The organism is Rhodopseudomonas palustris, from assembly GCF_003226555.1.
Classification (GTDB): domain Bacteria; phylum Pseudomonadota; class Alphaproteobacteria; order Rhizobiales; family Xanthobacteraceae; genus Rhodopseudomonas; species Rhodopseudomonas palustris_I.
Genome location: NZ_QKQS01000026.1, coordinates 246,251 through 261,097, shown reverse-complemented (window position 1 = coordinate 261,097; position 14,847 = coordinate 246,251). Strand labels below are relative to the sequence as shown.

General features: G+C 65.8%; 12 protein-coding genes. 2 read left to right on the top strand and 10 right to left on the bottom strand.

What is annotated here, in order from left to right; all coding sequences use genetic code 11:
* Positions 1-60: 60 nt before the first annotated feature.
* Positions 61-1,566, top strand: coding sequence for a phytoene desaturase family protein (locus DNX69_RS21620; protein WP_110788047.1), 1,506 nt, complete (start codon positions 61-63; stop codon positions 1,564-1,566).
* A 2-nt stretch (positions 1,567-1,568) separates the two neighbouring features.
* Here the strand turns inward: DNX69_RS21620 and DNX69_RS21615 are convergent, their stop codons facing one another.
* Positions 1,569-1,967, bottom strand: coding sequence for an META domain-containing protein (locus DNX69_RS21615; RefSeq protein ID WP_425327319.1), 399 nt, complete (start codon positions 1,965-1,967; stop codon positions 1,569-1,571).
* 345 nt (positions 1,968-2,312) lie between these two features.
* Here DNX69_RS21615 and DNX69_RS21610 point away from each other — a divergent pair, with 345 nt between their 5' ends.
* Positions 2,313-4,073, top strand: a complete 1,761-nt coding sequence (locus tag DNX69_RS21610) for an ABC transporter ATP-binding protein/permease (RefSeq protein WP_110788045.1) — start codon at positions 2,313-2,315, stop codon at positions 4,071-4,073.
* 239 nt (positions 4,074-4,312) lie between these two features.
* Here the strand turns inward: DNX69_RS21610 and DNX69_RS21605 are convergent, their stop codons facing one another.
* From DNX69_RS21605 to DNX69_RS21565, 9 genes are all read right to left on the bottom strand, one after another.
* The gene (locus DNX69_RS21605; RefSeq protein WP_110788044.1) at positions 4,313-5,242 is read right to left on the bottom strand and encodes a TorF family putative porin; all 930 of its coding nucleotides are present in this window, start codon (positions 5,240-5,242) and stop codon (positions 4,313-4,315) included.
* 456 nt (positions 5,243-5,698) lie between these two features.
* Positions 5,699-6,631 carry a hypothetical protein gene (locus DNX69_RS26010; protein ID WP_115746885.1) on the bottom strand — a complete coding sequence of 311 codons (933 nt, stop codon included), beginning with the start codon at positions 6,629-6,631 and terminating at the stop codon, positions 5,699-5,701.
* A gap of 74 nt (positions 6,632-6,705) precedes the next feature.
* Positions 6,706-8,019 (bottom strand): glycolate oxidase subunit GlcF, encoded by a 1,314-nt coding sequence (gene glcF, locus DNX69_RS21595; protein WP_110788042.1) that lies wholly within the window; start codon positions 8,017-8,019, stop codon positions 6,706-6,708.
* Positions 8,016-9,257, bottom strand: coding sequence for an FAD-binding protein (locus tag DNX69_RS21590; protein WP_110788041.1), 1,242 nt, complete (start codon positions 9,255-9,257; stop codon positions 8,016-8,018). Before DNX69_RS21590 ends, glcF begins: the two co-directional genes overlap by 4 nt.
* Before the next feature lie 174 nt (positions 9,258-9,431).
* Entirely contained in the window at positions 9,432-10,925 is a 1,494-nt protein-coding gene (locus DNX69_RS21585; RefSeq protein WP_110788040.1) for an FAD-linked oxidase C-terminal domain-containing protein, read from the bottom strand.
* Between the two features lie 125 nt (positions 10,926-11,050).
* Positions 11,051-11,725, bottom strand: a complete 675-nt coding sequence (locus DNX69_RS21580) for a TetR/AcrR family transcriptional regulator (protein ID WP_110788039.1) — start codon at positions 11,723-11,725, stop codon at positions 11,051-11,053.
* 186 nt (positions 11,726-11,911) lie between these two features.
* Positions 11,912-12,229, bottom strand: coding sequence for an AzlD family protein (locus DNX69_RS21575; RefSeq protein ID WP_110788038.1), 318 nt, complete (start codon positions 12,227-12,229; stop codon positions 11,912-11,914).
* Positions 12,222-12,971, bottom strand: a complete 750-nt coding sequence (locus DNX69_RS21570; protein WP_110788217.1) for an AzlC family ABC transporter permease — start codon at positions 12,969-12,971, stop codon at positions 12,222-12,224. Before DNX69_RS21570 ends, DNX69_RS21575 begins: the two co-directional genes overlap by 8 nt.
* 100 nt (positions 12,972-13,071) lie before the next feature.
* Entirely contained in the window at positions 13,072-14,751 is a 1,680-nt protein-coding gene (locus DNX69_RS21565) for a glycosyltransferase family 39 protein (RefSeq protein WP_165825307.1), read from the bottom strand.
* Positions 14,752-14,847 lie beyond the last annotated feature (96 nt).

Below are 14,847 nucleotides of genomic sequence, written 5' to 3'. Positions count from 1 at the left end.
GACATGCCGCTGCAATGCGGCAATGAAGCGCTTCCCTTTGACGGCAGGATGATCGGCTGAATGACGCGCTTTGATGCAGTGGTGATCGGCGCCGGGCTCGGCGGCCTGACTGCGGGCGCGATCCTGGCCCGCGAAGGCCGCAAGGTGCTGGTGATCGAACGCGGCAACTCGGTCGGCGGCGCGGCGTCGAGTTACAAGGCCGGCGAATTGTTCGTAGAAGGATCGCTGCACGTTACGGGTAACCCGCAGCACGGACGCGATCCGAAACACCGCGCCCTCAACCGCGCCGGCGTGCTCGACGCGGTGCAGTGGATTCCCGCCGGCGCGTTGTACGAGATGCGCGGCGGGCCGGTCGGTGCCCCCTTCACGCTGCCCGACGAATTCGCCGCCGCCCGCGATGCGCTGAACCAGCGCTTCCCGCATGCCAGCGCCGGCATCGCGCAATGGCTCGGCGACCTCGAACGTCTCGCCGGCACGCTCGGCGACGGCGGTCTCGACGCGGTGCTGGCACTGGCGCCGGAATATCCCGATTGGCACGCCTCGCTCGGTGCCAAGCTGCAGGCGCTGTTCGGCGACGATGAAGCGGTGAAGTGCGCGGTCGCCGGCAACCTGTCTTACGTTCACGACGATGCCGCGGCGCTGTGGTGGGTGGCGTTCGCCATGGTGCAGGGCAGCTTCCTGCTCAGCGGCGCACGTTTCATCCAAGGCGGCTCGCAGCGGCTGTCGAGTGCGCTCGCTCGCGCCGTGCGCAAGGCCGGCGGCGAGGTGCTGCTCCGCCGCGTCGTCTCCGGCTTGGTGATGGCGGGTCCCGACGGGCCGCATCAGGTCACGCACGTCGCCCGGGACGGCGGCGATCCGCAGATCGTGGAAGCTGCGACCGTGATCGGCAATGCCGCGCCGGCGACACTGGCGACGCTGCTCCCCGCCGACCAAGCACAGCGGCTCACTGGCAGCTACGCCGACCGCTCGCCGTCGCTATCGCTGTTCGCGCTCACTCTCGGCCTGTCGAAGCCGCCACGCGAATTCGGCGTCAGCAGCTACGCGACGCAGTTACTACCGGACTGGATGACCACGCTGGCGGCCTATGCTGACGCCAAAACGTTGATGGCGCACGAGCCGGGTACGCGGATGCCGCCGCTGGCGATCGCCGATTACACCGCGATCGATTCCGGCGTGCCGTCGCCGCCCTACGTGCTGTCGGTCGTCGGCCCGGACCGGGTGCTCAACTGGGATAGTCTCGAGCAGGACGCGTATCGAGCCAAGCGCGAGCGCTGGCAGCAGGCGCTGCTCGCCCATCTCGATCGCAGCTATCCGGGGCTTGCCGAGGCCGTGACCGCGACGGCGTTCAACACCGCCTATTCGGTGCAGCAATACCTCGGCGCACCACAAGGCGCGGTCTACGGCTTCGCGCCCTTGCTGCCGACCTCCGACGCGCCCTATCGCGCACCACGCACCACACTGCCCGGCCTGTATCTGTCCTCCGCCTATGCCGGCATCGGCGGCTACAGCGGTGTGATACAGGCCGCCGAGGGATGCACGGAGCTGATTCTGAAGGATCAGGCCTAACGTCAATTGGTGTTGAGGTGGAACCGGAGCGTCTGCGGACCGCCGGAGAGGCTGACGACGTCACCTTGGCGGCTCCAGGTCGTCGCCGCCGCGAGTGCCGCGACCAGCGCGTCGTCGGCCTCGGCGCGATCAGCCGGACAATTGCGATCCTCGATCGTTCCCGGCACGAAGATCACGGTGTTGCCGGCTACCGAGAACTGCCCGCTGCCGCCTTTGCACCACAGCTCCAGCCGTACGCTGCCCTTGTCGCCGATTTCGAGATTCGGAATCCGTTTCGACCCCGGCTTCGGCGGGGCATCCAGCGTGACTTCCAGGCCGAAGGGGAATTCCTGGTCGGATTGCGCCGGCGCGGATGAGGCCGTGACCGACAGGATCGCCGCGCCGAGCACGGCAGCTTGCATCAGGGATAAGGCTCGCATCGCACCTCGGCATGGTCGGGTCGCGCCGCGCTCAAGCTTGCACGAGAGCGCCGCTGAAGCTGGCACGAGCGGGCCGTAGCCGCCCGTGCACGATTGGCTTGCACGCTATAGTGCGAACCGCCCCAGCTTGGCCAGACCGCCTGCGCCCGATCACGGCTCCTATCACCCGCTCACAAACACGCGAACGCGCCTCGCTGCGGCTTGCCGGCACCGCCGCCGTGCTAGGGTGCGACAAGAGGGCGCGACATCTGACCGTGGGTGAATGAACCTGCAAGTTCCGTCCAAGGCCTCCGCACGGCGGAGCCTCCTACCCGGAGACCCTTTCCTGTGAACGCTATCCGAACCACCTTGGCGACCGCCTGGCGGATCGCCGTGCCGTATTTTAATGCCGAAGACAAATGGATGGGGCGTGGCCTGCTCGCAGCGGTCATCGTCATCGAGCTCGCCGTCGTCGGCCTCACGGTGCTGTTCAACCGCTGGAACAACGTATTCTACAACGCTCTGCAGGAGCGCAATTACGACGTGTTCACCTCCCAGATCATCTACTTCTGCGTTCTGGCGACGATCTGGATCGCCCTCAAGGTGTATCAGCTCTATCTCAACCAGTGGCTCCAGATCCGCTGGCGAAAATGGATGACCGAGCGCTATCTCGGCGGTTGGCTGCACGACGCCAACCACTACCAGATGCAGCTCACCGGCGACGCCGCCGACAACCCCGACCAGCGTATCGCCGAAGACACGCAGTTGTTCATCGACCGCACATTGGCGCTGGGTATCGGCCTGCTCAATGCGGTGGTGACGCTGGCGTCATTCGTGGTGATTCTGTGGGGGCTGTCGAACGAAGCGCCGCTGCATCTGTTCGGCCACAGCGTTCCAATCCCCGGCTATCTGGTGTGGGGCGCATTGATCTACGCCGTGCTCGGCACCGCGCTGACCCATTGGATCGGCTCGCCGCTGGTCGATCTCAACTTCCGGCAGCAGCGTTACGAAGCCGACTTCCGATTCAACCTGGTCCGCGCGCGTGAGAACGCCGAGCAGATCGCGCTGCTGCGCGGCGAACCGGCCGAGCGCGGCAAGCTTTCCGAGCGGTTCGGCCACGTCGCCGAGAACTTCATGCGGATCATGCGACGTAACAAGCGTCTGACCGCTTTCACCGCCAGCTACTCGCAGGCGTCGGTGATCTTCCCCTACATTCTGGTGGCGCCGGCGTACTTCGCCCAAAAGGTGCAACTCGGCGGCATGATGCAGACCGTCTCGGCGTTCAGCAGCGTTCAGGATTCGCTGTCGTTCTTCATCTCCGCCTACCGCACGCTGGCGGAATGGCAGTCGGTGATGCAGCGGCTCGAGGGATTCGAGCGCGCGATCGACACCGCCGTGGCGCGGCGCGACAATTCCGGGGTCGTCCGAATGCCCTCGTCCTCCAATGCCATCGAGCTGAAGGATCTCAGTCTGACGCTGCCGGCAGGGGCGCCGCTGATGAGTGCCGATGGCTTTACGCTCGGCGGCAATGAACGCACCCTGATCGTCGGTCCCTCGGGCGCAGGCAAATCGACGCTGTTCCGGGCGATCGCCGGAATCTGGCCGTTCGGCTCGGGCTCGATCGCGATACCTGCCAATGCGACGCTGATGATGTTGCCGCAGCGGCCCTACTTCCCGGTCGGCGAACTGCGCGCCGCGATCGTCTATCCGGCGGAGGCCGATACGTTCAGCAGCGAGCAGGTGGCGGAGGCGCTGCGCGAGGTTGGGCTACCGGCGCTCGCGGAACGGCTCGATCAGCACGGCCATTGGAACAGAACGCTGTCGCTCGGCGAGCAACAGCGGCTCGGGATCGCCCGCGCCCTCTTGCATGCCCCGCAATATCTGTTCCTCGACGAGGCCACCGCGTCGCTGGACGAGCCGTCCGAAGCGGCCCTTTACAAGCTGCTGGACCGCAAGCTGCCGGGCACGACGATCGTCTCGATCGGCCATCGCTCGACGCTGGAGGCCTTCCATCGACGTGACGCGATGCTGTCGCGCAGCGGAGATCGCTTCACCCTGCAGGATCGGGTGAAGCCGGCCGAGCCGGTTGCCGGACTGGCGGGGAGCTAACCGCCCGCCGAAGCAAGGGACGACAAGACGCCAGCTCGCGGCGCATTCCATCGCAGCCGATCGGGATGCACCGTGTTGGAGGCCCTCAAGCAATCTCATCACGCGGCGACGACGGTCAGAACAACCAAGGGCGAGCACCCGGCCGGAGCTCGCCTTTTCGTCGTCTCGCGCCACGGCAGCGAGCAAACAAAAAGGGCGGCAGATTGCTCTGCCGCCCTCAGCCCCCGGAAGGGATTGTCTTACTTCAGCGCGCCGAGCGTCACGTCAGCCGAGAGCTTGGCGATGAAACGGGCACCGCACCAACCAGAGGTCACACCGTTCGAGGTGAAGTCGGAGGTGATCGCCTGGCAGCCGGCCTTCGACAGGTCGCTGTCGGTGTAGCGCAGGTCGAGGGTGAACACCTTGTAGGTGAAGCCCACGCCAACGTTCCAGGTGTTGTAGTCCGGCAGAGCGGTGAACGCGTAGAACGCGTCGGTCGTGCCCAGCCACTGATGGCCGTATTCACCCGAGATGTAGGAGCCGATGCCGCTGGTGCCGAAGAAGGTGCCCGGCATGGTGATCTTCGCGTTCACCGCGGCGTAGGTGCCCGAGGTGCCGAAGCGCAGGAAGTCCGGCGAGTAGTTCACGGCAGCGCCAGCGGTGAACATGTCGTTGAAGGTGTAGTTGAACTTGCCGTAGAACTCGTAGAACGACACGTCCTTCTTCATCACGTTGCCGTTGGCGATCGCGCTCGAGCCGAGCGGGCACAGGTTGCCGCCGCCCTGCACGGTGTCGATGCACTGGCCGCCCGGATAACCGTAGTACCAGAAGCCGAAGTCGAACGCGGCCGGACCGAAGGTCGGGCGGATACCGACGTAGCCGTCGATCTCAGCAGCGGCGCGGTTGGCGAACGAGATGCTCGAGGCCGACACGCCGGCATAGATCTGCAGGTCGGGATTGATGTTGTAGCGCGGCTCGATGTAGCCGCTCACGGACGGCTGGTGGTTCGACTGGGTGATGCCACGGAACACGTAATCGCTCGAAACCGAGGTACCGAACGCCACGTCCCACGGATTGAACGCCACCACCGGCGGGGCCTTGGTGTACATCTTGGCCGGCAAATCTGCCGCCGAGGCCGAACCGACGCCAACTGCGAGCACTGCCGCGACCGACAAGATTGTCTTCTTCATTTTGATCCCCATCGTTTCAAGTCAGCCGGACCGAAGTTCAAGGACGCGACATCGACCTGCCAAAACCAAATGTGACAGCAATGTGCGGCGCGTCACGCAAACCGTGAAGCAAAAAACACATGCAGATGCCGACTTTTTGTGCAATCCAGCTCATTCAGCCACTCGTAGTTGCGGAGTGTTGCAATTCGATCACGTGATTGCGAGCGAGTCTTAGGCGAAACGCGGCTTTGCGGCTCCTTGAGCAACACTTTCGACTAAGTCAAATTCGAACTATGCGGGAATCGAATCGCCAGCCTGGGGCCGCAACGGTCGAGCCGACGAGGTACTCCCTGCGGGCTACCCGTCAGTCGCTCGGGCTTGGCTGCTTGGATGAACCTCGCCCCCAACGACAAAGGCCGCAGTTCGCGACCGCGGCCTTTGACAATTCAGCTCGCCCTTGCGGGCGTCGGGTCTCGGTTACGCTGGATCGGACTTCGACTCCTGCTCCGCCCGATCGAACTCCTCGTCTGCCGCGGCTTCCTCGCTGGTCGATTCCGCGCTGTGGGCTGTCGGCTCAGCCGGGGCTTCGACCGAGTCGCTCCACGTCGGCGTTTCCACCGGTTCATTGTCCTCGGCGGAGGCGGCTTCATCGGCAGGGAACGGATCGGCGGGCGCGGCCACGACCGAATCGCCCTCGTGATCGGCCTCCGGTGCTGAGGGGGACTCGGGCTCCAAGACCAACGCCTCAGGCTCCGCGGGCGGCGGCGCTGGCTTCTTAGCGCGAGGCTTGCGCGGCTTGGCTGGGGCGGGCGGAGCCAACGGCGGCGTTACCTCCACGACCGGCTCGACGACAGCCTCCGCGGCACTGGGAGCCGGCTTGGCCTTCTTCACAGTCCTGGTCGAAGCCTTCTTGGGCGCTTTGGGCGCTCGCGGCGGCGCGACGGGCTTGGGTGCGGATTTGGACGTCGACATGGTCGCCGGCTTGACCGCCGGCTTTGCGACCGGCTTGGCCTTGGCCGCCGGCTTGGCGCCGGCAGCGCGTTTCGCAGCGGCCTTGCTGGCGGCAGGGACCTTCGCGGCGGGCTTCTTCACTGCCGGCTTTTTCGCTGCCGATGTCTTGCCAGCGCGTTGCTTGGGAGCTGCCTTCTTCGCGCCAGCAGAACGGCCGGAGGCCGTCTTCGGGGCGGTCTTCTTGGCTTTGTTCGCCGGCTTTTTGGCTGATTTGCCCGCTGCGGACTTCGGCTTGGATTTGGCCTTCGACTTCGACTTGGCGGCCGACGCCTTGTTGGACTTGCCGTCTTTCTTGCCCGCCTTCTTGGCGAGCAGCAGTTTGGACTTCTTCTTGGTCTTGGACTTCTCGGCCTTCTTGTCGACCTTGTCCTTCTTCTTCGACTTCTTGTCTTTCGCCATGGTCGTCCTCCAGTTGTGCGGATCGCTGCTCGGCCAGCAATCACGCGCCCCGCGACCGGCGTTCCAGGCTCCGATCAGTGCGGAGCAGGACGGGGCCCGCCTGTCGCCCAATCGAGAAGTTCAATCGTGTGCACCACAGGGACTTCCGTTCCGCTGGCGATCTGCACCATGCAGCCGATATTGCCCGCAGCGATCATGTCCGGCTTGACGGAAGCGATGTTGGCGACCTTCCGATCGCGCAATCTGGTCGCGATGTCAGGCTGGAGAATGTTGTACGTGCCCGCCGAACCACAACACAAATGACTCTCAGGAATATCTTTCACCACGAATCCAGTCTTGGAAAGCAATTCTTTGGGGATCTGCGTGATTTTCTGGCCGTGCTGAAGCGAACAGGCGGAGTGATAAGCAACTACGACATCATCGTGCTGACGCGGCGATGACAATTCGAGACCGGCGACATACTCGCTGATGTCTTTGGCGAGCGCCGAAACCTTCGCGGCCGCCGCCGCATAGTCCGGATCTTCTCGCAGCATGTAGCCGTAGTCCTTGATCACCGTACCGCAGCCGGAGGTGGTCACCAGGATCGCATCGAGACCGCCACGCTCGATCTCGGCCAGCCAGGCCTTGATGTTGGTGCGGGCGTAGTCGAGCGTGCGGGTATCGCGGCCGAGGTGATGGATCAAGGCGCCGCAGCAGGCCTCATCCGCGGCGAGCACCACTTCGATGCCGTGCCGGGTCAGGAGATTGATCGCAGCGCGGTTGATCCGAGGTGCCAAGACCTGCTGGGCGCAGCCGTGCAGCAGCGCGACCCGTCCGCGCTTCGGCCCGATCGCCGGAAACGTCGTCCCGGAGTCGGGGCCCGGCTCCGGCAGATGCTTGGGCGCCAGCGCCAGCATCGCCTTGACGCGGCTCAGCACCGTTGGATGGGCCAGATCGCGGGAGCCGGGCAACAGCGCGGCGACCGGCCGCACGATCCGCGCCGCCCACATCCCGAGCCGGAACATGCCCGGATGCGGCATCATCCACGACAGCGCCTCGCGCACGACACGATCCCAGAACGGCCGCTTGTACTGCTTTTCGATCCGAACGCGGGCCTGATCGACCAGGTGCATGTAGTTCACGCCCGACGGGCAGGTCGTCATGCAGGCGAGGCACGACAGGCAGCGGTCGATGTGCTTGACGACATCCGCGGTCGGAGTCTGGTCGCTCTGCAGCATCTCCTTGATCAGGTAGATGCGGCCGCGCGGACTGTCGAGCTCGTCGCCGAGCAGCACGTAGGTCGGACAAGTCGCTGTGCAGAAACCGCAATGCACGCAGGCGCGCAGGATCTTGTCGGCCTCGGCGATGTCGGGATCGGCGAGCTGGGCCAGGCTGAATTCGGTCTTCATGTCGCGGATCCTCGCGACATCCGGCCGCGATTGAGAATGTTGCTGGGATCGAAGCTGCGCTTGACGCGGCTGCCGAGCGCAGCAAGCCCGGCCGGCTGCGGATGGAACACGTCGATCGCCGCCCGCACCGCGTCGCTGCCGCGGATCAGGCTGGCATGCCCGGCAATCTTCTCGACGCGCTGGCGCAGCGCCTTGGCGTGGCCGTCGGCCGCGGGCGGCAGCGCCGCCCAGATCAGGCCGCCGCCCCAATCGTAGATCACCTCCCCGCCGCTCTCGCGGCAGAGCTGCTCGCCGAACGCACCGCCGGCCGCCGGCGGGCAGACGATCCGCCACACCGGCCACAGCGCCCGCGGACCCGAGGCAGCGAACGGCTCGACGTCGCGCACCGCGCGCCACAGCGCCGCGGAAGCCTCGTCCTCGACCAGCTCGGCGTCGCCAAAACTCTTCAGGGCTGCGCGCAGCGACTGGGCGCGGTGGCTCGCCGACGATGTGATGCCCTCCAGCCGCAACAGCGTCAGCGCCTGATCGGGCTGGCAGATCTCTGCCAGCGCGCCGGCGGTGGTGCGCAGCGCCGAGCCGGGCAGATGCGCCGCACCGGTGATGTCGTAGGGCGAGCCGAGCGCCGCGGTCATCGCCTTGTTGGCGGCAACGTCGCCGAGACCGCGCAGCACCAAAGTGCGCTCGCTCTCCGGCCGCGGCGTCACCTTCAGGGTGACCTCGGTCATCACCGCGAGCGTCCCCCAGGAGCCGGCGAGCAGCTTGCACAGGTCGTAGCCGGTGACATTCTTCACGACCTTGCCGCCAGCCTTGAAGCTCTCACCGAACCCCGACACCGCATTGGCCCCGAGCAGGTGGTCGCGAGCGCCGCCGGCCTTGATCCGCCGCGGCCCCGCAAGGCCGGCGCCGATCATGCCGGCTACCGTGCCAGCCCCCGGCGCGGTGCCGAGCAGCGCCGCGGTGTCCATCGGCTCGAACGCGAAATGCTGATTCTTGGAATCGATCAGCGACAGCACGTCGGCGAGCGGCGCGCCGGCCTGCACGGTGATGATCAGCTCGTTCGGCTCGTACGCGGTGACGGCATTGAGCGCCGACAGCTCTAGCACCGCATTGGTCGCCATCGGCTGGCCGACGGTGCGCTTGCTGCCATGACCGACGATCTCGATCGGCTGCTCATTGGCGATGGCGGCGCGTACCGCGTCCTCGACCTCCTGGGCGTCGCGTACTTTCAAGGTGTCCACGGGCGAAATTCGTCCTTCAGAATGCGAGGCATTTTCCCCTCCCCCGTCATTGCGAGGAGGCGAAGCCGACGAAGCAATCCAGGAGCGCCGTGCGCCGAGGCCCTGGATTGCTTCGCTTCGCTCGCAATGACGGTGAAAGGCTCTACTTCGTGCATCGGCGATCACACTACTCGGTCAGAACCGCGGAATATCCGGGAACGGCAACTTCCCCTTGTGCACGTGCATCCGGCCGAGCTCGGCGCAGCGGTGCAGCGTCGGGAATACCTTGCCGGGGTTGAGCAGACCTTCGGAGTCGAACGCACATTTCAGCCGCTGCTGCTGGTTGAGATCGATGTCCGAGAACATCTCGGGCATCAGATCGCGCTTCTCGATGCCGACGCCGTGCTCGCCGGTGAGCACGCCGCCGACCTCGACGCACAGCTTGAGGATGTCGGCGCCGAAGGCTTCGGCGGCGTCCTGCTCGCCCGGCTTGTTGGCGTCGTACAGGATCAGCGGATGCAGATTGCCGTCGCCGGCGTGGAACACGTTGGCGACACGCAGGCCGTATTTTTCCGACATCTCGTTCATCCGCCGCAGCACCAGCGGCAGCTGCGCGCGGGGAATCGTGCCGTCCATGCACAGATAGTCCGGCGAGATCCGGCCCACCGCCGGGAATGCCGCCTTGCGGCCGGACCAGAACAGCAGCCGCTGCTGCTCGCTGGTGGAGATCTGGCAGGTGGTTGAACCGCAGCCGAGCGCGATCGCCTCGACGCGGCCGATCAGCTCGTCGACCTCGACCTGCGGCCCGTCGAGCTCGATGATCAGCAGCGCCTCGACGTCGAGCGGATAGCCGGCGTGCACGAAGGCTTCGGCGGCGTGGATCGCGGGCCGGTCCATCATCTCCATGCCGCCCGGAATGATGCCGGCGCTGATCACATCGGCGACGCACTGGCCGGCGGCTTCGACGCTCTGGAACCCGATCATCAGCGCCCGCGCGGTCTCGGGTTTGCGCAGGATGCGCACCGTGACCTCGGTGATGACGCCGAGCAGGCCTTCGGAGCCGGTGATCACGCCCATCAGATCGTAACCGGCACATTCCGCCGCCTTGCCGCCGATCCGCAGGATCTCGCCGGTCATCAGTACGATCTCGCAGCCGAGCACGTTGTTGGTGGTCATGCCGTATTTCAGGCAATGCACGCCGCCGGAATTCTCGGCGATGTTGCCACCGATCGAACACGCGATCTGCGACGACGGATCGGGCGCGTAGTAGAAGCCGGCATGATCCACAGCCTGACTGATCGCCAGATTGGTGACGCCGGGCTCGACCACCACGGCACGGTTGTCGAAGTCGATCTCGCGAATCCGCTTGAACTTGCCGAGTCCGAGCAGCACGGCATCGGCGAGCGGCAACGCGCCGCCGGACAGCGAGGTGCCGGAACCGCGCGGCACCACCTTGATGCCGTTCTGGTGGCAATAGCGCAGCACCTCGGAGACCTGTTTGGTCGTGCTCGGCAGCACCACCACCATCGGCGGCTGGCGATACGCCATCAAGCCGTCGGACTCGTAGGGCTTCATTTCGGCAGCGCTGGAGATCACCCCCTCGCCCGGCACGATCTTGCGCAGGGCCGCGATGATCTCGTCGCGGCGGGCCAGCACCGACTGGTCCGGCTCGGGCATCAGAATGGTCATGCGAGATACTCCTGCGCAGTCTGCTGCGCTCGAGCTGGTCGCGTCTCCGGCGAGCGGGAACGGGTCGTGTCAGGAGACTTCGATTGTCATAACCACAGCGTTTGCAGAGGGCAAACGGGAACTGATCACGCCCCGACCAGACTACGCGACGGCACCACGGCCTGTACCACCAGGCCGCGCGCGCGTGCATCCATCACGCCGACCGCCCGTAGCGCCAGCAGCGTCACGGTTTGCACCGCATCACGCAGCTTCGCCGGATCGTCGAGATTGTCCGGCGCAAGCGGTCCGACCAGCGATTCATGCACTGCGCCGAGCAATGCGGTCGCGGCCAGTGCGGTGTCCTGGGCCGGAAGATGCCCGGCGCGGACCGCGGCATCGATTCGCAACTCGATCTCACCTGCGATCTCGCGCCGGCTCGCCAGCCGTGACGCCGAGACGTCGACATCGACCGGCTCCGCCAGGATGCCCCAGGCCAGCTTGCGATGCGACAGCACATGGACAGCCACCGTTGTCACCGCCGCGGCGAGAGCCGAAGACGGTCCCGGTGCAGCGTCGGCAGCGCGGCGGATGGCGGCAAGCTCGTCGCGCGAAACGTCGGCGATCAGTTCGGAGATCAAATCGGCCTTGGACGGAAAGTACCGGTACACAGTTCCGGCGGCGACTTTGGCGCGCGCGGCCACTGGCGCAATCTGCACCGCCGCCATCCCGCCTTCGGCAGCGGTCTCACGCGCTGCAGCGAGAATTGCACTGCGGCGCGCAGCCAAACGCTTCACCACCTGATGGGTCCGCCGGTAAACCATTACACTGTCGTCCCGGAAACGAGCTGGTCCGCAGTCCGCTTATGCGGACCGGAAGAGCTCACCAAGTTGCTGGACTAGCGAAGGAAACCGACGCATCGCCCCCGCCAAATCAGTGAAAAAAGTGAACACCTATTCAGAAGCGATGGCAAGCCCTTACGGCAATGAAATGAATAGCATTCTTGAAAACTAGCCGGGCAATCCCAGCGCGCGGGCCAGTGCCGCTACTAACATACCAGTCACCACCGCCAGAAAGTCGTTGCGGCGCACCACACTGACCGCAATCGCCGCAGCGAGCGCCACCATGACGATCGGGCCGCCATTGACCGCCACCGGCAACGCAGCCGCAACGATGATCGACCCAGGCAGTGCATCGAGCATGCGCCGCACCCGCGGCGTCACGTCGACATAGCGCATCATAAAGTAACCGCCGAGCCGGGACGCCACTGTCACCGCGGTCATCACCGCAAAGGCGATCATCACGTCGCTGCGAAGCATGTCAGTCATGACGATGCTCCGCAGCCGCGGCGACCGGCGACTCGTCCATAAGCCCGGCGGTGATCGCACCGGAGAGTGCGCCGGCGATGATGAACCAATAGCCCGGCAGCAGCCAATGCACGGTGAGCGCCACGGCGCCCGACACTAACCACGGAATCGCGCGCCGCGGCCCTTTCCAGGCCGGCACCAGCAGGGCTGCGAAGAACGCCGGCATCGCGATATCGACGCCGAACTTCTTCGGATCGGCGAGCTGCTCGGCGAGCAGGAAACCGGGAATGGCCGAGACCAGCCACACCAGATACAGCACGACCGCACCGCCGACGTAGAACCAGGCATTGGCGCCGCCGTGCTCGCGGTAGCGCATCGCCGCGAGCCAGCCGCCATCGGTGACCAGCAGCAGCGGAGGATAGGCCTGCCACGCCGGCAGCGTGCCGAACCACGGCCGCATCGACGCGGTCATCAGAAAGAACCGGATGTTGACGGTGGTGGTGAGCAGCGCCAGCGCCGCGATCGACGACGGCGTCAGTGCGTCGGGCCAGGCCTGAACCGCGACGAACTGCGACAGTCCGCCATACACGGTGGCCATCATCACTTCGACTTCGGCGAGCGTGAAGTTCTTCTGCGCGCAGAGCGCGCCGAACGCCATGCCGAACGCCAGCGTACCCGGCAACATCGGGCCGATCGCAACGATGCCGGGCCAGATCGCATCGCGCGACCAATAGGCCGGGGCTTTGGGGAGATGAGTTGTCATCACAGAGTCCGCCTTACGCGCCTTGGTTGCGCGCTGCACCCGGCGGCGTCAAGCGAAGGCCGCTCATGCGGCCATGCGGCGGGATGGCGAAGACCGTGTGCTAGGGCGCATCGCCCGGACGGGTCTTGGCGCGCTGATCCTTGACGTAAGCGATCGGCACGCCGAGCCGCGACACCGTCGCGGCGACCTTGGCCTGGATGTCCTGGTCGCAATTCATGTGGGTCGGCGCGATGAAGAAATCCGCGGTCTCCCACACCTGGGCCCAACGCAGATTCGGCGGCTTCAGATGCAGGAAGCTGTCGCGCGGACCGCAGACCGCGACGGTATAGATCCGCCCGCGGGCATCCGGCGGATCGGTGCGGGCGATGTAGGTTTCCAGTCGCGCCACCGCTTCCGGCATCGCGGTGAACCAATAATCCATGACATAGCGGCGCGACGCACCTTGCAGCCCGCCGGCCAGCGGATTGTAGAACAGGTACTGGTACGGGTGCAGTCGGATCAACGTCGCGGCGTTCCAGCTCAGCGCCGCGACGATCACCGCGAGCGCGGCCGCACCGAGCATTGCCGAAGCGCGGGTGGTCGCACGCAGCAGGCCGTCGAGCCCGATACCGGCCAGCACCGAGAGCGGCGGCAATACGAACATGAAATGCCGCATGCCGCTGAAGGCCGGACCGTGCGCGGTGATCTCGCAAGCGACAGGAAACACCGCGGCCAATGCGACGATCGCGATTTCGCGACGCCGACGCGCGTCCAGATCACCGAGCAAACGCGGCCAGGCAATCCAGAACAAGGCAACCGCCGCGCCTCCGAGCACGACGATGGGCGTCTTGATCAAGAGATAAGTCGGGATGTACCAGCGCGGCACCGTCGCCATCTCGTACACCTGCCCGGCCAGCATGGTGCGGATCGCGTAGTGGAAGTCGCCGAACGACACCAAGCCGCGGATCGGATTGAGCGGCGCCAGCGCCGACCACGGCCAGGTGATCAGCATGATCGCATAGGCGATCAGCAGTGCCGGCAGGAAGGCCAGCAGCGACCGGCCGGCGAACGCAGCGCTGTCCTGCCAGCCCGCGACCGGCGGAAGCGGACCGCTCAGCACGATCGCGACCGGCAGATAGCACACCAGCAGCAGCCCCAGCACCTTGATGCCGAGCGCGCAGCCGGTGAGCACGCCGAAACCGATCAGATGGCGAAGCTGCGGCTTCGGGCAATCCCGCGTACCGCGAATCAGGAAGTACAGCGCGCCGGCCGTCGCGGCGCCGAGCGGCACGTCCTTGGTATGGTGGAACATCGCGCCGTACCAGAAGCCGCACACTGCGAGCGCCACGCCGGCGAGCAGCCCGGCGCGCGGGCCGGCCACCAGCCGCGCGGTCGCGATCGCCGCGCCGATCCCGGCCACGCCGCAAGCCGCGCTGAGCAGATGCCGCAGCTCGAACAGGTCGAGCGAAGAGACCTGGTGCAGCAGTGTCGCGGCGACATCGAACAGGCCGCCATACAGATACAGATTGTCGAACGAGAACAGCGCACGATCGATCAGGCCGCTGCGGTAGTAGTCGATGATCAGCTCGCCGTAGCGCTGCTGCACCCATTCGTCATTGGTGATGCCGTAGGAGCGAAACGTCATCAGCACCAGGACGCCGAGCACGCCGAGCAGAGCGATCGAGGCGAGGTCGTAGAGGTCGCGAGCTGCCAACGGTCGGGCCAGTTTGCCGGGTCCGCGCGCGCCGTCGGGCAGAGCTTGGCCCGGCGCGCCGAGGCCGAGCGCCGGGTCTGGCGTCATGTCAGTCATCGATCGAATGCCAGCGACTAAGCCGAATTCCGCGGCGCGCCATCCTTGAACATCCTGCCCTGTTTGGATCAGGACCTACGCCTCTGG